The organism is Nonomuraea sp. K271 (assembly GCF_009908215.1).
Lineage (GTDB): Bacteria > Actinomycetota > Actinomycetes > Streptosporangiales > Streptosporangiaceae > Nonomuraea > Nonomuraea longispora.
Window position 1 is genome coordinate 39,958 of sequence record NZ_JAAAHR010000011.1, and the last position, 18,085, is coordinate 58,042.

The following is an 18,085-nucleotide window of genomic DNA, read 5'->3' on the forward strand; positions in this document are numbered from 1 at the left end:
GACCAATGAGGTCTAGACGTCTACCTCCACCGGGAGCACCGCCGTGACAGACGTCCCGTCGACCGGCCACCCCACCACCTCCAGCGCCACCGCCCCCCGCACCGTGCCGTGGAAGCTCACCGCGGCCACGATCGTCGGCAACACCATCGAGTTCTACGACTTCACCATCTACGGCACGCTCACCGCACTGGTCTTCGGCCGGCTCTTCTTCCCCACGTCCGACCCGCTCGCGGGAACGCTGCTCGCCTTCGGCACGTTCGCGGTCGGATTCGTGTCGCGGCCGCTGGGCGGCGTGCTCTTCGGGCACCTCGGCGACCGCCTGGGCCGCAAGCCGACGCTCACGTGGAGCCTCGGGGTGATGGGGACGGCCACGTTCCTCATGGGTCTGCTGCCGACGTACGCCGACATCGGGGTCTGGGCGCCCATCATGCTCACGTTCCTGCGCTTCTGCCAGGGGCTCGGCATCGGCGGAGAATGGGGAGGCGCCGTCAGTCTCATGGTCGAGAGCGCGCCCCCGTCCAGGCGCGGCTGGTACGGCAGCCTCGTCCAGACCGGCAGCGGCTTCGGCATCATCCTGTCCAGCCTCACCCTCACCACGCTGCTGGCCACGCTCGGCACCGGCGACCTGCTGGCCTGGGGCTGGCGCATCCCGTTCCTGGTCAGCGTGGTGCTGGTCGGCGTGGGCGTCGTGGTGCGCATGCAGATCCAGGAGTCGCCCGAGTTCCGCGAGGTCAAGGCCGGGGAGCGGGTCGAGCGGGCGCCGGTGTGGCAGACCGTGCGGCAGCACCCGCGCACGATCGCGCTGGCCATCGGCATGTACGTCGCCATCGCGGCCTTCGGCTTCGTCATCGGCGTGTTCGTGATCTCCTACACCGTCCAGGAGCTGGGCCTGTCGCGGGAGCTGGCGGTCGCCGCCAACCTGGTCAACGGGGTCTTCTACGTGATCGGCATCCTGGTGGCGGGCGCGCTGTCCGACCGGATCGGCAGGCGCAGGACGTACCTGCTGTGCGGGCTGCTGCTGATCCCGGCCCCGTTCCTCTACTTCGCGCTGATCGACACTCGCTCCATCCCGCTGATCCTGGCGGGCAGCGTGTTCGTCGGCCTGGTCAGTGGCCTGCCGTACGGCGTGCAGGCCGCGCTGTTCTGCGAGCTGTTCCCCGCCAGGCTGCGCTACAGCGGGATCTCGCTCGGCTTCCAGGTCGCGACCGTGCTGGGCGGGGCGCTCGCGCCGACCGTGGCGTCGCTGCTGTTCGCGACGGCGGGGCACAGCTGGGCCATCTCGGCCTACATCGCGGGCCTCGCCGTGATCATGGTCCTCTGCACGCTGGCCGTACGGCCGTACTCGGAGACGAAAGGCATCATCGCATGACGAACCGGCCCGACATCGTGCTCGTCATGGTCGACCAGCTGGCCGCGCGCTGGCTGGAACAGGCCTGGCAGGGCGTGGTCGACCTGCCGAACCTGCGGGCGCTGGCCGAGGGCGGCGTACGGTTCCCCAACGCGTTCACTCCCAACCCGGTCTGCGCCCCGGCCCGCGCCACCGTCGCCACCGGGCTGACCAGCCAGGGGCACGGGGTGAGCGAGTGCGGCTACGACCTCGACCCGGCCCTGCCCACGTTCATGCGCACGCTCCAGCGGGGCGGGTGGCGTACGGGCGCGTTCGGCAAGCTGCACCTGCGGACGCAGATCGGCGGCGTACACCCCGACTACCGGCCCTACGGGTTCGACGTCACCCACATCACCGAGGACCCCCGCGCGGGCGAATGGCTGGACTGGGTGCGCGAGCACCACCCCGGGCACTACCGCGCGGCACTGTCCACCGTCTGGATGACGATGGTGCCCGAACTGCGCGCGTACGGGCCCGAGCGGCGCGACCTGGTGGCCGAGATCGAGGCCGCGCGGCGCGAGTTCCCCGAATGCACCGGGGAGGCGTACACGCTGCCCTTCCCCGCCGAGGTCTCCCAGACGAGCTGGATCACCGAGCGCGCGTGCGACTTCATCCGCGGCACCGAGCCGGACCGCCCGATGTTCGCGCACGTCAGCTACGTGCAGCCGCACAACCCCTTCGCGCCGCCCGCCGAGTACCTGCGGCACGTGCGCGCCGAGCGCGTCCCCCGTCCGCTGCCCGCGGAGTGGCGCTCCGGCGGGCCCGCCTATTTCGACCGGGAGCAGTACCGGCAGGCCTCCTACGACGTCGACGACTGGGAGAGCCACCGGCTGCACTACTTCGCCGACCTGGCGCACCTCGACGAGCAGCTCGGCCGGCTGGTGGACTGCCTGCGCGAGACGGGGCGGCTGGCGGGCACGTACGTCATCTTCACCTCGGACCACGGCGAGCTGCTGCACGACCACGGGCTGGTCGGCAAGTGGGAGCGCCACTACGACGCCTGCATCCGGGTCCCGCTTCTCGTCTCGGGCCCGGACCTGCGCCCCGGGGTGCGGCCGGAGCTGGTGGAGCTGACCGACCTCGCGCCCACGATCCTCGACGTGGCCGGCCTCGAACCCGACCCGCTGCCCCGCCCCGAGTTGGGCAACCCGCAGCTCCCGCGGCGGCTGCCGGCCCTGCCGGGCAGCTCGCTGCTGCCGCTGTGCCAGGGCCTGGACCTCGACTGGCGCACGGCGGTCTACGTGCAGAGCAACAACAACCACTGGGAGGCCTCGCCCCGGAGCTGGTCGCGTACGGTCCGCACCGCCCGGCACCGCTACACCCGCTATTTCGGCGGGGGCGGCGAGCAGCTGTTCGACCTGAAGGCGGACCCGGACGAGCAGCACGACCTCGCCCACGACCCGGCCGCCGAGCCGGTCCTGCGGCGCCTGCGCGAGGAGTTGCTGGAGCTCGTCGTGCTCGACGGATATCCGAACAGCCCGCGCGGGCTTTACGGCATCGGAACGTGGTGAGGCGGCTCTACAGTTGTACGGTGATGAAACCGCCCAAGCGAGCCGCCATGGCCGCGCAGGCGATCCGTGAGCTCATCGCGGCGGAGTTCGAGCTGGGCGACCAGTTGCCCTCCGAGGCCGAGCTGGCCCGTCGGCTGGCCGTGAGCCGGGTCACCGTCCGCGAGGCCCTCGGCCAGCTCTGGCTCGAAGGCCTCATCTCCCGCCGCTGGGGTGTGGGCACGTTCGTCCGGCAGCGGCCGGGCCCGGCCGCTGGACCGTTCACGAGCGTCTTCGTCGACCTGCACGACATCGGCTCACTGCCGCACCGGATCGCCGCCACGGGCCGCACGCCGTCGCTCCCCCACGCCCGCGCCGAGCAGGTGCCCGCCACGCCGGAGGCCGCCGCCGCGCTCGGCGTGCCGGAGGGTGAGCGGATCTGGCGGGTGGAGCGCTGCCTCGCGATCGACGGCACGCCCGCGATCGTGCTGCACGACCATGTCCCGCTCAAGGTCAACGGCGTCCCGTTCGACCCGGCGCCGGTGACCGGGCTGGGCGGCGACTTCCCCACGCTCGTGCACGCCACCGGCACCCGCATCGTCAGGGACGAAGCCCGGCTGGAGGCGGCGCTGGCGGGCGAGGGCGTGGCCAAGCTGCTCGGCGTCGACGCCGGCACACCGGTGCTGACCACGCGGCAGACCAGCCACGCCGACACCGGCACGGTGGTGTTGTCGACCCGCTGCTATTACCGGCAGGAGGTCTTCTCGATCCTCCTGGTGCGCACGGTCCCTTACTGACCCGGCCCGACGGGGCCGAGCACATCGTGGGTGCGCAGCCGTCCGCACATGCCCCAGCGGGTCTCCGCGCTCTGCGGCGACTCCAGGAGCTCCGACTCGCGCAGGTGCGCGCCGTCGCCGCGGGCCAGGGCGTCGAGCACGGCGGCGGTGTGGCGGGCCTGCGCGGCGACCGTGCGCTCGAAGGTCTCGCGCCAGGCCGCGACCCTGGGCCGCACCAGCGCGACCGCGTGGTCGTAGAAACGTTCCAGCGGGCCGTGGTCGCCGGCGGCGGCGCTGCCGGCGAGTGCGCGGAAACCCTGGACGGCCAGCTCGCGCCGGCGCATCGCGGCCGCCTCCATCGCCTCCTCCCCCTCGCCTTCGGGCAGGGTCGCCGCGGCCCGGTAACGTCCGGGGTCGGCCATGATTTCGGGCGGGAACGTCATGACCGCGTCGCCCGCCTCGGGCAGTCCCGCGTTCGCCATCACGACCACGACCTGCAGGCCCCCGCGGTTGACCGCCCGGTGGATCGTGCCGGGGGTGAACCACACGGTCGACCCGGCCGCCAGCTCCGTCTCCCTGAAGCCGTGCGTGCCGAGGGTCTGCAGCGCTCCGTGCCCGCCGATCACGACGTAGCCCTCGGTGGAGGCGGTGTGCAGGTGCGGGGTGCCGCCCTCCAGGCCGTCGGCGCACGCGCCGGTGTAGACCGACAGCCGGGTGACGGACGTGCCGCCGGGGAACGCCGCGGGCATCATGCGCTCCGCTCGCCGAAGGACGCGGTGCTGCCCCGCACGACGAGCGTGGTGGCGAGCTCGATGCGGGTGCCCGCCGGGCCCCGGGGATGGGTCAGCTCCTCGGAGACGAGCCGGACCGCCTCGTTGGCCATGTCGTCGAGCGGCTGGCGGACGGTGGTGAGCGGCGGCGAGAGCATCTCGCACACCATCGAGTCGTCGAACCCGACGACCGACAGCTCGTCGGGCACGCGGACGCCGCGCTCGGTGGCCGCCTGGTAGACGCCCGCGGCCTGCAGGTCGTTGGCCGCGAAGATGGCGCTGGGCGGGTCGTCGCGGCCGAGCAGCCGCGCGCCGTGGTCCTTGCCGCCGCTGACCATGAAGTTGCCGTAGTGGGTCAGCTCCGGGTCTGGGTCGATGCCGAACGTGCGGTGCGCCGCCAGATAGCCCTCGTAGCGGTCGAGCGTGCACTGCGCGTCGAGCGGGCCGCCGATGAAGCCGATCCGGGTGTGCCCGAGCTCCAGAAGGTGGGTGGTGGCCATGACGCCGCCCAGCCAGTTGGTGGCGCCGACGGTGGAGATGCGCGGATCGCGCTGGCCCGCGGGGTCGAGCAGCACGAGCGGCACGTGCAGGAGTTCCTCGATCGCCTCGATCTCCCGCTGGTCGGCCCGGGTCAGCACCAGCACGATGCCGTCGGTGCCGCGTTTGCGGACCGTGCCGATCCAGCGCCGCAGGTCGAAGTCGGGACGCGCGGAGGAGGTCACGACGAGCGAGAAGCCCCAGCGGGCCGCCGCCTGCTCCGCGCCTCTGATGAGCACCTCGGCCCACGGCGAGCCGAGTCCGTCGATGAGCAGATCGACCAGGCCGACCCTGGGCGAGCTGGGCGGGCGTGGGGTCTCGTAGCCGAACACCCTGACCGCTTCGAGGACTTTGTCCCTCGTGGCGGCGGAGACGTGTTTCTTGCCGCTGAGGACCTTGGAGACCGTCGGCACCGACACTCCGGCGGCCGCCGCGACGTCGGCCAGCGTTGCTCGCGGCGCTCGGGGCACAGGACCTCCCGTTGCCGTGGGTGCCGGTGTCCGGCCGGCACCTGCGAGGTGGATTTTTCGGAAAATGCCCATATCTGTCATGCCGCCAGCTGACCTGGTGATATCAGCGGACCGCCGCCGACTCCTGAGGCTGTTGACATGGATGCAGCTCGGAGCCTAGCGTAACGCATCGGCAATGTCACCGTAATTTTTCGGAAAGCTATCCGGAAACTTTCGGAGCGTTTCGAGGCGCGTTCAGGGCGCACGCCGCGATCGAGCCGACCGCCTGTTAGCGCTATCATCCGTTGGAGATCCCATCCCCACGAACGAGGGTGTATGCCTGCACAAGGTGAGCAGCCGGAGGCGGCGGCGCTCCGGGCCGGAAACCTCCTGGCGGAGATGTCGCTCGACGAGAAACTCGCCCAGCTCGTCGGCCTGTGGCGCCACGTCAACCGCGAAGAGGGCGTCGTCGCGCCGCTGCAGGACGCGATGCAGGGCGACGAGGAGGAGTTCGAGGCGTTCGCCCGCCACGGTCTCGGCCACGTCACCCGCCACTTCGGCACCACGCCCGTGGACCCCGCGCAGGCCGGCGCCGAACTGGCCGACATGCAGCGCTGGCTGCGCGACCACACCCGGCTGGGCATCCCCGCCATCGCGCACGAGGAGTGCCTGACCGGGCTGGCGGCCTGGCGGGCCACGACCTATCCCGTGCCGCCCGCATGGGGCGCGACGTTCGACCCCGCCCTCGTGGAGGAGATGGGGCGCAGGATCGGGGCCTCCATGCGGGCGCTCGGCGTGCACCAGGGCCTGGCCCCGGTGCTCGACGTGATCCGCGACCAGCGGTGGGGCCGGGTCGAGGAGTGCATGTCCGAAGACCCGTACGAGGTCGCCACCATCGGCGCGGCGTACGTGCGCGGCCTGCAGTCCACGGGCGTGATCGCCACACTCAAACACTTCGTCGGATATTCCAACTCCCGCGCGGGCCGCAACCTCGCCCCCGTGCACGCGGGCCCCCGCGAGGTGGCCGACACGTTGCTGTTCCCCTTCGAGGTCGCCGTGCGGGACGCGCGGGCGGGCTCGGTCATGAACTCCTACGCCGAGATCGACGGCATCCCGATCGCCGCCGACGCCCACTACCTCACCCGGATCCTGCGCGACGAGTGGGGCTTCGAGGGCACAGTGGTGGCCGACTACTTCGCCGTGGCCTTCCTGCACACGCTGCACGCCGTGGCCACCGACGCCGAGGACGCGGCCGTGCAGGCGCTCAGTGCGGGCATCGACGTCGAGCTGCCCACCGGGGTGGCCTACCTGGAGCCGCTGAAGCGGGCCGTGACCTCTGGGCGGATCCCGGAGTCGCTGGTCGACCGGGCGCTGCGCAGGGTGCTGACGCAGAAGGCGGCGCTCGGCCTGCTCGACGACGGCTACGAGCCCAGCGGGCCGGGCCCGATCGACCTCGACGACCCCGGTTCCCGCGCCCTGGCGCGGCGCCTGGCCGAGGAGTCGATCGTGCTGCTCGCCAACGACGGTGTGCTGCCGCTCGGCCGGGCCGAGGGCAGGCGCGTCGCGGTCCTCGGCCCGAACGCCGGCAGCGTCGCGGCGTTGTTCGGCTGCTACTCCTTCGTCAACCACGTGCTGCCGCACTCCCCCGGCGTGGAGACCGGCATCGCGGCGCCCACGGTGCTCGACGCGCTGCGGGAGGAGCTGCCGGAGGCCGTGATCCAGGTCGAGCGGGGCACGGGGGTGGACGACGGCGATCGCTCGGGGATCGCCGCCGCAGCCCGCCTGGCCGCCGGTTCGGACGTCGCGATCCTCGTGCTCGGGGACCGGTCGGGGCTGTTCGGCAGGGGCACCTCCGGCGAGGGCTGCGACGTGGAGACGCTCGACCTGCCCGGCGCGCAGCAGGAGCTGGCCGACGCGGTCATCGCCACGGGCACGCCGGTCGTGGTCGTGCTGATGACGGGCCGCGCGTACGCGGTGCCGCGGATCATCAGGGACGCCGCCGCCGTCGTGCAGGCGTACTTCCCCGGCGAGGAAGGGGCGGGCGCCATCGCCCGGGTGCTCAGCGGCGCGGTGAACCCCTCGGGCCGGCTGCCGATGAGCATGCCGCGCTCGACCGCCGGCCAGCCCTACAGCTACCTGCACCCCAAACTGGGCGCGGCCGGCTCGGTCAGCAACATCGACCCGGCCCCGGCGCTGGCCTTCGGGCACGGGCTCAGCTACACCCGCTTCGTCTACGAGGGCCTGAGGGCCGACGAGCGGGTGCGGGCCGGGGAGCCGATCCGGTGCTCGGTCGTCGTGCGCAACGCGGGCGAACGGCCGGGCGCCGAGGTCGTCCAGCTGTACGCCTCCGACCGGATCGCCTCGGTCACCCGGCCGCTCGCCCAGCTCGTCGGCTACGCCAGGGTCGAGCTGGAGCCCGGCGAGAGCGCGACGGTGGGCTTCGACGTGCCCGCGCGGCTGCTGGCCTTCACCGGCAGGGACGGGCTGCGCGTGGTCGAGCCGGGCGAGGTGGGCGTGTCGGTGCGCCGATCGGCCGCGGACGTGGTGGCCGAGGTGAGCGTGCTGCTGACCGGGCCCGTGCACGAGATCACCGGGGAAGAGCGGCGGCTGGGCGCCGTGTCGGTCGAGAAGGGACAGCCGTCATGAGAGTCGCGATCGTCGGCGCCGGCGGCATCGCCGGCATTCACGCCGCCGCCGTGCCGGCGCTGGGCGAAGGGGCGCGGATCGTCGCCGCCGTGGACGTCGACGCCGGCCGGCTGGACGCGTTCGCCGCACAATGGGACGTGCCCGAGCGTTACACGAGCGTCGAGGAGCTGCTCGAACGGTCGGAGTGCGACGTCGTGCACCTGTGCTCGCCTCCCGGCCTGCACCGTGACCAGGCCGTGGCGGTGCTGGAGCGGGGCTGGTCGGTGTTGTGCGAGAAGCCGCCGGCGCTGTCGCTGCGGGAGTTCGACCAGATCGCCGCGGCCGAGGCGCGCGGCCCCGGCTCGTTCGGCACCGTCTCGCAACACCGGTTCGGCGCCCGCGCGCTCGCGCTGCGTGAGGTGATCGCCCGCGGCGACCTCGGGCCGCTGCACCTGGCGCTCTGCAACACGCTGTGGTTCCGTCCCGACTCCTACTTCGCGGTGCCCTGGCGCGGCACCTGGGAGTCGGAGGGCGGCGGGCCCACCATGGGGCACGGCATCCACCAGATGGACCTCATGCTGTCCCTCGCCGGCCCGTGGGAGTCGGTACGCGCCACGGCTGGCCGCAAGGCCCGGCCGACCCGGACGGAGGACTTCTCGACCGCGGTGGTGACCCTCGCCTCGGGAGCCACCCTGGTGATCGTCAACAGCCTGCTGGCCGCCCGCGAGACCAGCTACCTGCGCCTCGACCTGGCCGGCGGCACGGTCGAGCTGGAACACCTGTACGGCTACGGCGACGACTCCTGGCGCTTCACCCCGGCCCCCGGCGACGCGGACGCCGAGTCCCGCTGGAACGCGCTGCCGCCCGGCGTGCCGTCCGGCCACTCGGCCCAGTTCGCGGCGGTCGGGGCGGCGCTCCGCTCCGGCGCGCCGATGCCGGTCACGACGGCGCAGGCCCGCCCGACCCTCGAGCTCATCGCCGCCGTCTACGCCTCCGCCTTCACCGGCCGGGAGGTGGCGCGCGGCGAGCTGACCGAGGACTCCCCGTTCTACACCTCCATGGGCGGGCACCAGGCCCCGTGGCTCGCGACCGAAGGGAACCTCTGATGACCGAACCCGTGGACGGGCTGCGGCTCACCGACGAGCGCGGGCGCGCGCTGACGCTCACGAGCGGCGGCGTCGAGCTGTTCCGTTACGTGTACGGCCCGTGGGACCGGCAGCTGGAGTCGCCCCGCCCCTACTTGCACCCGCTGCGCACGCTGTCCGGCCGGCTGGTGTCGCTCTACCGGCCGTGGGACCACGTCTGGCACAAGGGCATCGCGTGGTCGCTGCCGAACGTGGGCAGCCAGAACTTCTGGGGCGGCGTCACGTACTACCGCGACCGCGGTTACGTGCAGGCGGACAACAACGGCTCGATCGTGCACAACGGCTTCGACGAGATCAGCGGCGGCGAGGACCGGATGGCCGTGCGCGAGTCGCTGACCTGGGTGGCGAGCACCGGCGAGCCGTGGTTCACCGAACGGCGCTCCTTCGGCGCGCTGATCGGCCGGGACGGGTGGACGCTGGCGTACACCACCGAGTTCACCAACGTCTCCGGCGTCACCGTCCCGATCGGCAGCCCCACCACCGAGGGGCGGCCCAACGCCGGGTACGGCGGGCTGTTCTGGCGCGGGCCGCGCTCGTTCAGCAACGGGCGCGTCTACATGGACGGGCGCTCCGGCGGCGACGAGATGATGGGCGAGCGGGGCACGTGGCTGGCCTACTCCGGCGACCACGACGAGGTGGACGCGAGCTCGACGCTGGTGTTCGTCGACGACGGCCCCGCTGGTGAGGAGCCGGTCCGGTGGTTCGTCCGCACGGGGATCTTCGCGTGCGTGTGCCCCGCGCCGTTCTTCGACGTCGTACGGCCGGTCGAGCCGGGTGCGTCGCTGGCCTTCCGCTACGCGGTCACGGTCGCCGACGGCGACACCGGCCCGGACGGCGCGGCCCGCGTCGCCACGGACACCGCCGGCGTCACCTCGCGGCTCCTCTGATCGGAGATCCTGACATGACTCGCATGGAAGCGTTCCGCAGGCGCGTCGGCGGGTTCGCCTACGGCGGCGACTACAACCCCGAGCAGTGGGAGCCCTCCGTGTGGCGGGAGGACGTCCGTCTCATGCGCGAGGCCGGGGTCAACACCGTGAGCCTGGGCGTCTTCGCGTGGGCGTCGCTGGAGCCCGAGCCGGGCACGTACGAGTTCGGCTGGCTGGACGACGTCATGGACCTGCTGCACGAGCACGGCATCAGCGTCAACCTGGCCACGCCGACGGCCGCGCCGCCCGTCTGGCTCACGCACCTGCACCCCGAGGTGTTCCCCATCATGGCCGACGGGGAGCCGTTCGGCTTCGGCAACCGCCTGCACTACGACCCGTCGTCGCCGATCTACCGCGAGTACGCCGCCCGCATCACGACCAGGCTGGCCGAGCGGTACTCCTTCCATCCCGCGCTGGCGATGTGGCACATCAGCAACGAGTACGGCCCGACGGCCTACAACGAGGCCGCATCGGCCGGCTTCCGCCGGTGGCTGCGGCGCAGGTACGGCGACCTGGACACGCTGAACGACGCGTGGACCACCCGCTTCTGGGGCCAGGTCTACACCGACTGGGACCAGATCGAGGTGCCGAGCATCCCCCGCACCTGGATGAACCCGGCCCGCAAGCTCGACTTCAAGCGCTTCACCTCCGACGCGCTGCTGGAGTGTTATCTGGCCGAGCGGGACATCGTGCGCTCGTTCCGCGATGACGTGCCGGTGATGACCAACTTCATGCGTTTCTACCGCCATGCCGACTACTGGCGGTGGGCGCCGGAGGAGGACGCGGTCGCGCTCGACATCTACCCCGATCCGGCCGAGGACGACTCGCACGTCTCGGCGGCCTTCAACTACGACCTGTTCCGCTCGCTCAAAGGCGGTCAGCCGTGGATGCTGATGGAGCAGGCGAGCAGCGCGGTCTGCCAGTGGAGGCTCAACGTCGTCAAGGAGCCGGGACGGATGCGGCTGGGCTCGCTGCAGGCGGTGTCGCGGGCGTCCGACTCGGTGATGTTCTTCCAGTGGCGGGCCGGCCGGGGCGGGCACGAGCGCTTCCACTCGGCGATGGTGCCGCACTCGGGCCCCGGCTCGCGCACGTTCAAGGAAATCGTCGAGCTCGGCCGGGAGCTGCGGCTGCTGGCGCCCGTGGCGGGGACGACCTCGCGCGCGCGGATCGCGGTGCTGTTCGACTGGGACGGCTGGTGGGGTCTTGAGGAGACGCACGGCCTGCCCCGCGGCGACTTCAGCTACACCGGCACGGTCATGCGGCACTACACGCCGCTGTGGGAGCGGCACCACGCGGTGGACGTGGTGCCGGCGGGGTCCTCCTTGGACGGGTACAAGGTGCTGGTGGTGCCCAACGCGTACCTGATCGGCGACGAGGGCGCGGAGCGCATCCGGGCTTTCGCCCGCGACGGCGGGACGGTCGTCATGTCCTTCTTCTCCGGCGTGGTGGATGACTGCAACCGGGTGCGGCCGGACGGGTATCCCGGCGCGTTCCGCGAGCTGATCGGCGCCAGGATCGACGAGTACTGGCCGGCGCGCCCGCACGAGAGCTTCACCGTGGAGTTCGCGGACGGGCGGCGGGCGACGTCGACCTGGTGGCGCGACGACCTCCACCTGGAGACCGGCACGGCGCTGGCCACCTACGCCGACGGGCTGCTCGAAGGGCGGGCCGCGGTGGTCGAGAACCGCTACGGCGCGGGGCGGGTGGTCTACGTCGCGACGCTGCTGGAGCAGGCCGCGCTCGACGCGGTGGTGCTGCAGGCCGTCGAGTCGGCGGGCGTGCGGTCGCGGTTCGAGGGTGTGCCGGCGCACGTGGAGTGCTCGGTGCGGGGTGACGAGACGTACGAGTACGTGTTTCTGCTCAACCACAGCGGAGAGCTCCGCGCGTCCGTCCCCCTCGAAGGGCCGGGGACGGATCTGCTCACGGGAACGCCGGTGGCGAGGCAGGTGGAGCTGGGGCCGCTGGGCGCGGCGGTGGTCCAGCGGCCGCTGCGGTAGCGGCCCGGCCGCGTCACCTCGCGCTCCGGCGCAGCCGGACGGCGGCGCCCAGCGCCAGCGTCGTGGCCGCCGTCACGGCGGCCACGACCACGTGCGTACGGTCGGGGGCGGGCTCGGCCCTCACCGGGACCGGCGTGCCCAGCGCGGCCATCAGCTCGGGTGTGAGCGGCCGCATGCCCACGGTCCGGTCGGACAGCCGCAGCGGCCGCTCGCCGGCCGGGAGGCTCAGGTTGCCCGAGCACGACATCGTGGTCAGCCCGGAGCCGGCGAAGATCCGTGCAGCAGCTCGGGCAGCGGCCAGTGGGCTCGCCCCCACCTTGTCGCGCAGCCCCTGGTTCGTCCACGACGCCGTGGTCCGGTGCCGGTCGAGGTAGCCGGGACGAATCACCACGGCCTCCTGGTCGTCGGTGTGGACCATGACCGAGACGACCGCCGACAAGGCTCCGTCGCGGAACGGCAGCCACCCCGCGTCCGCGCGTACGACCGGCAGCCGGCGCGCGTACCGCAACATGCCCGCCGACAGGTCCGCGCCCACCGGCGTCCACCCCAGCTCTCCGATCAGCCCCGCGTACGCGCCCGTGCCGCATCCGGCATCCAGGCACGGCCCGCTCCCCCCGACCGACCAACCCGCGGATCGAACGCCGGATGCCGAGCCGGTCGTCCGTGTCCCGGCGCAGCAACTCCCGCTCGTACCAGCCGGCGATCTCGTCGTATGCCGCGTCCATGACACCATTGATCCCCGGTCCGCCCCCCGGTCCACCCCCTTTCGCCGGCAGCGTCACAGGAGCCCGAAATGCGGTCGTGGTCCCCGTGCGGGCGTGATATCCCTGGCCGCCGCACGGCAGGGTCGACGGGCTCTGACCTCGCTCCCGGCCGGCCACGCTCAGAACACGGCCTTCCCTTCACCGGGGCCGCCGGCGGCGGGCGAGATCGCGGCGACGGAGGCGCCCACGGCGTTCAGCGCAGCTCCTGGACGCGGACCATGGTGCCGGCGGGATCCCGGAAGGCACAGTCGCGCACCCCGAACGGCTGCTCGATCGGCTCCTGCATGACCTCCGCGCCACGGGACTCCGCCCGCGCGAAAAGACCGTCGAGGTCGTCGGTGGCCAGCAGGATGCCGGCGTAGGTGCCCTTGGCCATCATCTCGGAGATGGTGGTGCGCTCGGCATCGGTGATCCCCGGGTCGGCCGCCGGTGGTTGCAGGACGATGGACGTACCGGGCTGGCCGGCGGGACCGACCGTGATCCAGCGCATCCCGTCGTAGCCGACGTCGTCGCGCACCTCGAAACCGAGGACGTCGCGGTAGAAGACCAGGGACGCCTCCGGGTCGTCGTGCGGCAGGAAACTGGCGTGAATGGTGACGTTCATGCACGTCACCCTAAGCATGGCCGGCGGCGCACGCTTCTCGATTCCTGATCGCTCCGCCAGGTGAGCGCCCCGGCGCTGCAATCGTTCAGGGTGCCTGCGACAGGGCGAGGTCGACGACCGGCCGGTAGGCGGACAGGTGCTCCGGCGTCCACGCCGCGGGACCGGTCAGCGCTTCGTGGGTGACGATCCGGTAGATGAGCGCACGTATCATCATTTGTCCCCATTCGGGGAGATGTGCCCACCGTTCGGCCAGTGCGGGCGAGGCGCCGTACCAGCACAGCGCGTCCACGACCGCGACCGCCGCCGCCCAGGACGGCGGACGCCAGTAGACCGGCCAGTCGATGATCGCCGGTGGCAGGCCGTCCTCGAACAGCACGTTGCCGGGCAGGTCGCCGTGGACCGCCTGGGACGGAAGCTCCACCGGGCGCCGGGCCCGTACGAGCGGTTCGAGCAGCCCGGCTCCTCCGGACGGGCCGGGAAGCTCCTCCCACGCCACGCGGTCACCGTAGGACCAGGGATCCTCACGGACGTCCAGGAACGCGGGCCTGGGCAGGTGGGCGATCGCCTCGTGAAAGGCGGCACCGGTCCTCAGCACGTCGTCCTGCCTGCTCACGTCCGGCTCGCCCGGGACGAGCCGGGCCGCCTCCCATCCGTACGCCGTCCACGCGCCGTCGCACGCCCGCACGGGACGGGCCACGCGGAACGCCGGCGAGCCGGGCAGCGCGGACAGCACCTCAGCCCGCCACAACGTCTCCGGCAGGAACTCCACCTGCTTGACGACCAGGTCACCGACCCTCCAGGCGCCGCCCAGCCAGACCGGCCGCCCCTCGGCCCCGTACGCGTCGAGGACCTCTTCGGGAGGACCGGCAGGTGTCCCCTGGTCCGGCGCCGGGTCGCCGGAGGAACCGCTCGGTGTCGCCTCGGGGGACGGGTCCTGCTGGTGGCCGGTCACGAGGCGGTGGCCCAGGTCTCGACGCCGGCCTTGAGCTCGGCCTTCACCGCGTCGGGGGCGAAGGACGCGTCGATCGACGCGCGGGCCAGGCCGGCGAGGTCGTCGTCGGTGCAGCCGAAGGTGTCGCGCAGCCCGGCGTACTCGCCGGCCAGCGCCGTCTCCCCGTCGGTGTTGATCGTGACGACCAGCCCGGCCGCCCGCAGCCGTGGCAACGGGTGTTCGGGCGGCGACGGGACGAGCCCGAGCAGGACGTTGGACGTGGGGCAGACCTCCAGCGGGATCCCGCGTTCGCGCACCTCGGCCACGAGGCTCTCGTCGTCGAGGACCCGGATGCCGTGCCCGAGGCGCTCGGCGTGCCCCACGTCGAGGGCTTCGCGGATGCTGGCCGCGCCGGCCGACTCGCCCGCGTGGTGGACGAGGTGGAGGCCCGCGTCCCTGGCCGCGTCGAGCACCTCGGCGAACGGCGCCAGCGGGTGCCGCTCGTCGCCCGCCAGCCCCATGCCGATCACGTCGTCGTAGCGGGTGGCCAGTTCGTAGGTGCGCCACAGCCGCTTCACCGGCCGTCGCCTGGAGTGGTCGAGCAGCACCCGGCACTCGACGCCGTGGCGGGCCCGGCCCTCCCGCAGCCCGTCGAGCACCGCCTCCAGCGGCATCGCCGGTTCTCCCACCCGCTCCCCGTGGGAGGCGGCGGTGAAGGTCACCTCGGCGTAGCGGGTGCCCTGCGCGGCTTCGTCCTCGCAGAACTCCACCGCGAGGCGCCGGAAGTGCTCGGCCGTGCGCAGCAGCCCGCGCACCCGCGCCCGCTGGTCGGCGAACTCCCTGAAGTCGCGGAACATGCCGCCGTTCCCCGGCGTGCCGCCCAGGTCGCGAACGGTCTCCGGGCGGACTGTGCTTTCCAGGTGAACGTGCAAGTGGGCTTTGGGCAGCGTACGGACGTCTTTCACGCGCCACAGGGTAGGCGTGAGCGCCCCTCGCACGCACGTCGTTTTCCGGCCGTGCGCCTGCTAGAGGGCGTCGGCCGGCCGGGTGACGCGGATCTTCGACTGCTTGTGCGGCAGGCGTTCCCAGTCGTCCATGAATCTCGCCTGCAGTCCGTACTTGGACGCCAGCGCGATCAGGGTCTCGGTGCGGTAGTAGAAGTCCTCCCGCAGCACCTGGTGCTCCTTGCCTTCGGTGCGGTCGAAGGTGAAGTCGAACCATCCGCCGGGTTTCATGACCCGCCCGACGTGGGCGAAACACTCCTCGATCACGTCGAGCGGCGAGTGGGAGAAGACGCTGTGCGCGTGTACCACGTCGAAGTGCTCGTCGGGCAGGAACGCGAAGCGCAGGTCGCGTACGGGGGTCAGGTGCGGCAGCTTGTCGCCCAGCCCGTGCTCGGCGATGGTGTCCTGGGCCGCCATGAGGATGTCGGGCGAGATGTCGATGCCGTAGTAGTTGCCGGTGTGCAGGTAGCCGATGAACAGGTGACCGGCCCGGAGGTTGCCGCAGCCGATCTCCAGCATCCGGCACTCGGGCTTCAGCCCGTGCTCGACGAGGTAGTCGAACTGCATACGGCCCAGCGCCAGCCACCGTCGATGTGTGTGGGAGCCGACCGCGCCCTCGGGGTCTCGCGCGGTGTCGGACTTCATGACGGCACGGTAGTAGGCGACATGGTCGCGTGTACGCAGCCTGAACCAGGTGTCGCGGGCGAGCCGCCTCAGGTGGGGCAGAATCTTGCGCGGGTTCTTGAACGCGTACGTCACTTGGTGGACGAGGCTCGAACGGGAGCGTTTCACGCCTGGGAATCTAGGTCACTCACAGCGATATCCAAGGGGCTGTGGCGACAGTCTTGAGTTCCCGTTTGCGCAGCCTTTCTCTCCGCGGCTCTCGTGCGCCAGGTCGGACGGTCAGCTCAGGTAGTCGCGCAGCGCCAGCGAGCGGGACGGATGGCGCAGCTTGGACATCGTCTTGGCCTCGATCTGCCGGATGCGCTCCCTGGTCACGCCGTAGACGCGGCCGATCTCGTCGAGCGTGCGCGGCTTGCCGTCGGCCAGGCCGTAGCGCATGCTGATCACGCCCGCCTCGCGCTCGCTGAGCTGGTCGAGCAGGGCGTGCAGCTGCTGCTGGAGCAGGGTGAACGACACCGCGTCGGCCGGGGAGACGGCCTCGGTGTCCTCGATGAGGTCGCCGAACTCGCTGTCGCCCTCCTCCCCCAGCGGCGTGTGCAGCGAGATGGGCTCGCGGCCGTAGCCCTGGACCTCGATGACGCGGCTCACCTCGAGCTCGCTCTCCTTGGCGATCTCCTCGGGCGTGGGTTCGCGGCCGAGGTCGCTCTGCAGGCGCCGCTGCACCCGCGCCACCTTGTTGATCAGCTCCACCATGTGCACCGGGATGCGGATCGTGCGGGCCTGGTCGGCCATGGCGCGGGTGATCGCCTGCTTGATCCACCACGTGGCGTAGGTGGAGAACTTGTAGCCGAGCCGGTAGTCGAACTTCTCGATCGTGCGGATCAGGCCGAGGTTGCCCTCCTGGATCAGGTCGAGGAAGAGCATGCCGCGGCCGGTGTAGCGCTTGGCGATGGACACGACCAGCCGCAGGTTGGCCTCCAGCATGCGCTGCTTCGCCCGCATGCCGTCGTCGGCGATCCACTCCAGATCGGCGCGGAGCTCGGCGGGAAGGCCGGGCTCGGTGTCGAGCCGCTCTCTGGCGAACAGCCCGGCCTCGATGCGCTTGGCCAGCTCGATCTCCTGCTCGGCGGTGAGCAGTGGCACCCGCCCGATCTCCTTCAGGTAGGTCTTGACCGAGTCGGCGCCGAGGGCGGTGCCACCGTCAGGGACGCCTTCGTCCAGCTCGAGAACCTCTGCTGCTTGGGACAAAACACTCTCCTCGCTCGCGTTGGGCAGGATGGACGGCAACCCAAACTTAGGCCGCGCCCAACATTAGGTTCATACTTCTTTTGGGTCAACCTAAATGTGGGTCCAACCTAAAAATCTGTGGGAGACTGCGGCTATGAGCATCGACACCTTGGGTTTGAGGGAACAGAAGAAGCGCGAGACCAGGCAGGCCATCTCTGACCACGCTACCCAACTGTTCCTGAAACGTGGCTTCGACCGCACGACGATCGCCGACATCGCCGGCGCCGCCAGGGTGGCCAAGATGACCGTCACGAATTACTTCCCCCGTAAAGAGGATCTAGCCCTGGACCACCACGAGGCGTTCGCGGCGGGCCTGGCCGAGGCGGTCGCCCGGCGCCCACCTGGGGAGTCGGCGCTGGGCGCGGTACGTCGAGCATATGCGCAGGCGCTGGAGCAGCGTGACCCCGTCATCGGCTTCACCGGGCGCGACTTCGCCCGGATGATCGCCGACAGCCCGACCCTCGTCGCCCGGCTGCGCGACCTGCACGGCCAACGGGAAGAGGCCCTCGCCAGGCTGCTCGCCGCCGAGTGCGGGGAAAGCTCGGCCGAGGACGACGCCGAAGGCCGCGCGGTCGTCGCGCGGGCGGTCGCGGCGCAGCTGGCGGCGGCCGACCGGCTGCTCTTCCGCGAGTTGCAGAGCCGCGTGCTGGCCGGGCAGGACGAGGACGCGGTCGCCGCGGCGCTCGCCCAGGCCGCGCGGCGCGTCTTCGACCTCCTCGAACCCGCGATCGGCGGCTACGCCGTCCGCTGAGCGCGCGGCCCCTCCTGGCGG

General features: G+C 71.9%; 15 protein-coding genes and 1 pseudogene. 8 read left to right on the forward strand and 8 right to left on the reverse strand.

The window, feature by feature from the left end; translation table 11 throughout:
* The first annotated feature begins 43 nt into the window (after nucleotides 1–43).
* From GUY59_RS05815 to GUY59_RS05825, 3 genes are read left to right on the forward strand one after another with little or no spacing between them, the layout of a single operon-like run.
* Nucleotides 44–1,369 (forward strand): MFS transporter, encoded by a 1,326-nt coding sequence (locus GUY59_RS05815; protein WP_171055536.1) that lies wholly within the window; start codon nucleotides 44–46, stop codon nucleotides 1,367–1,369.
* Complete coding sequence (locus GUY59_RS05820; RefSeq protein WP_138205468.1) at nucleotides 1,366–2,898, forward strand: sulfatase family protein; 1,533 nt, start codon at nucleotides 1,366–1,368, stop codon at nucleotides 2,896–2,898. Before GUY59_RS05815 ends, GUY59_RS05820 begins: the two co-directional genes overlap by 4 nt.
* A 23-nt stretch (nucleotides 2,899–2,921) precedes the next feature.
* Nucleotides 2,922–3,671, forward strand: coding sequence for a GntR family transcriptional regulator (locus GUY59_RS05825; RefSeq protein ID WP_236666885.1), 750 nt, complete (start codon nucleotides 2,922–2,924; stop codon nucleotides 3,669–3,671).
* On the opposite strand, the gene GUY59_RS05830 is transcribed toward GUY59_RS05825, so the two are convergent.
* Both GUY59_RS05830 and GUY59_RS05835 read right to left on the reverse strand, forming a co-directional pair.
* Nucleotides 3,665–4,402, reverse strand: a complete 738-nt coding sequence (locus tag GUY59_RS05830; protein WP_138205466.1) for a cupin domain-containing protein — start codon at nucleotides 4,400–4,402, stop codon at nucleotides 3,665–3,667. The genes GUY59_RS05825 and GUY59_RS05830 overlap by 7 nt on opposite strands.
* Nucleotides 4,399–5,427: a LacI family DNA-binding transcriptional regulator gene (locus GUY59_RS05835; RefSeq protein ID WP_246063956.1), complete on the reverse strand. Its 1,029-nt coding sequence runs from the start codon at nucleotides 5,425–5,427 to the stop codon at nucleotides 4,399–4,401. Before GUY59_RS05835 ends, GUY59_RS05830 begins: the two co-directional genes overlap by 4 nt.
* A gap of 315 nt (nucleotides 5,428–5,742) precedes the next feature.
* Between GUY59_RS05835 and GUY59_RS05840 the strand changes: the two genes are divergently transcribed.
* Genes GUY59_RS05840 through GUY59_RS05855 form a run of 4 tightly spaced genes read left to right on the forward strand, consistent with a single transcriptional unit; the run spans nucleotide 5,743 to nucleotide 12,099 of the window.
* The gene (locus tag GUY59_RS05840; protein ID WP_138205462.1) at nucleotides 5,743–8,052 is read left to right on the forward strand and encodes a beta-glucosidase family protein; all 2,310 of its coding nucleotides are present in this window, start codon (nucleotides 5,743–5,745) and stop codon (nucleotides 8,050–8,052) included.
* Entirely contained in the window at nucleotides 8,049–9,137 is a 1,089-nt protein-coding gene (locus GUY59_RS05845; protein WP_138205460.1) for a Gfo/Idh/MocA family protein, read from the forward strand. The genes GUY59_RS05840 and GUY59_RS05845 overlap by 4 nt, the downstream gene beginning before the upstream one ends.
* Nucleotides 9,137–10,063: a PmoA family protein gene (locus GUY59_RS05850; RefSeq protein ID WP_138205458.1), complete on the forward strand. Its 927-nt coding sequence runs from the start codon at nucleotides 9,137–9,139 to the stop codon at nucleotides 10,061–10,063. The genes GUY59_RS05845 and GUY59_RS05850 overlap by 1 nt, the downstream gene beginning before the upstream one ends.
* A gap of 14 nt (nucleotides 10,064–10,077) precedes the next feature.
* On the forward strand, nucleotides 10,078–12,099 hold the full coding sequence (locus tag GUY59_RS05855; protein WP_236666876.1) for a beta-galactosidase: 2,022 nt from the start codon (nucleotides 10,078–10,080) through the stop codon (nucleotides 12,097–12,099).
* 13 nt (nucleotides 12,100–12,112) lie between these two features.
* Here the strand turns inward: GUY59_RS05855 and GUY59_RS05860 are convergent, their stop codons facing one another.
* From GUY59_RS05860 to GUY59_RS05885, 6 genes and pseudogenes are all read right to left on the reverse strand, one after another.
* Nucleotides 12,113–12,832 (reverse strand): class I SAM-dependent methyltransferase, encoded by a 720-nt coding sequence (locus GUY59_RS05860; protein WP_138205486.1) that lies wholly within the window; start codon nucleotides 12,830–12,832, stop codon nucleotides 12,113–12,115.
* Between the two features lie 224 nt (nucleotides 12,833–13,056).
* Nucleotides 13,057–13,467 carry a VOC family protein gene (locus GUY59_RS05865; protein ID WP_138204776.1) on the reverse strand — a complete coding sequence of 137 codons (411 nt, stop codon included), beginning with the start codon at nucleotides 13,465–13,467 and terminating at the stop codon, nucleotides 13,057–13,059.
* Nucleotides 13,468–13,552: 85 nt separating this feature from the next.
* Nucleotides 13,553–14,419, reverse strand: coding sequence for a TIGR02569 family protein (locus tag GUY59_RS05870; protein ID WP_201760544.1), 867 nt, complete (start codon nucleotides 14,417–14,419; stop codon nucleotides 13,553–13,555).
* Complete coding sequence (gene add / locus GUY59_RS05875; protein ID WP_138204774.1) at nucleotides 14,416–15,363, reverse strand: adenosine deaminase; 948 nt, start codon at nucleotides 15,361–15,363, stop codon at nucleotides 14,416–14,418. Before add ends, GUY59_RS05870 begins: the two co-directional genes overlap by 4 nt.
* Nucleotides 15,364–15,423: 60 nt before the next feature.
* On the reverse strand, nucleotides 15,424–16,194 hold the full coding sequence (locus tag GUY59_RS05880) for a class I SAM-dependent methyltransferase (RefSeq protein WP_132333462.1): 771 nt from the start codon (nucleotides 16,192–16,194) through the stop codon (nucleotides 15,424–15,426).
* A 111-nt stretch (nucleotides 16,195–16,305) separates the two neighbouring features.
* Nucleotides 16,306–17,208, reverse strand: a pseudogene (locus GUY59_RS05885) (RNA polymerase sigma factor); the annotation flags it as partial.
* 199 nt (nucleotides 17,209–17,407) lie between these two features.
* Here GUY59_RS05885 and GUY59_RS05890 point away from each other — a divergent pair.
* The gene (locus GUY59_RS05890; protein ID WP_138204772.1) at nucleotides 17,408–18,064 is read left to right on the forward strand and encodes a TetR/AcrR family transcriptional regulator; all 657 of its coding nucleotides are present in this window, start codon (nucleotides 17,408–17,410) and stop codon (nucleotides 18,062–18,064) included.
* Nucleotides 18,065–18,085: the final 21 nt, after the last annotated feature.